Source organism: Vibrio sp. 10N.222.46.A1, assembly GCF_041473595.1.
GTDB lineage: Bacteria > Pseudomonadota > Gammaproteobacteria > Enterobacterales > Vibrionaceae > Vibrio > Vibrio tasmaniensis_A.
The window spans coordinates 1-947 of the sequence record NZ_JBFRSN010001299.1 but is presented as its reverse complement, the minus strand read 5'-3'; the positions used below and the strand labels follow the sequence as shown (position 1 = coordinate 947).

1 protein-coding gene is annotated in these 947 nt (G+C 43.7%); it reads left to right on the top strand.

Annotated elements, in window-relative coordinates; genetic code table 11:
* The coding region (locus AB4496_RS26095) for a metal-dependent hydrolase (RefSeq protein WP_372132792.1) at positions 1–864 on the top strand (864 nt) is incomplete at its 5' end.
* Positions 865–947: the final 83 nt, after the last annotated feature.

Below are 947 nucleotides of genomic sequence, written 5' to 3'. Positions count from 1 at the left end.
GATCCTTTGTTGGCTTTGGAATTTCATCGACAATTTACTCATTCACTCTTCTTTATCCCCATTGGCAGTTTGATCTGTGCCTTTGTTCTACATCATCTGATTGCAAAAAGGCGCGGGCTTACTTTCAAGCAAAGCTGGCTGTTTTGCGCTCTGGGTTATGGCACTCATGCACTGTTAGACGCTTGTACCACTTATGGCACGCAGTTACTTTGGCCTTTGACTAATGCGCGTTTTGCTTGGAATACCATATCAATCATCGATCCTGTTTATACGCTGCCCATCTTAGTTTTGCTTGTGTTTGCAACGTTGAAACGAGCACCTTGGCTAGCACGTGTTGCGTTTGCTTGGGCTCTAATTTATCCAACATTAGGGATGATACAAAGAGATAGGGCAGAGGCGATTGGGTGGCAATTAGCGGAACAAAGACAACATACGCCGATTCGATTAGAGGCAAAACCAAGCTTTGCGAATATCTTAGTTTGGAAAGTGGTGTACGAAACAGAGGCTCATTATCATGTAGACGCAGTGCGGGTTGGTACATCGGTAAACGTATATCCAGGAGAGTCGGTCGCTAAGCTGAACGTTAGCAGGGACTTACCTTGGCTTGACCTGGATTCTCAACAAGCCAAAGATATTGAACGCTTCCGCTGGTTCTCTAATGGTTATATTGCTCTGGACCCAACGGACGAGTTGCGTATTATCGACGTCCGATACTCAATTGTACCGAATCAAATGAAAGCACTTTGGAGTATCAAGTTATCAAAATCTGTTGATGCCAATTCGCATATAAAATACGAAACTCATCGAGACAACACCCCAGAGTCGAGACAGATCTTCTTCGATATGCTCACTGGCGATAAATGATCTAGTTCTAAACAGTAAAAAGGCTGAGTCAGATAACCTGCTCAGCCTTTTTTATTCGTTTGTTTAACAGGTCGATGTTGCAT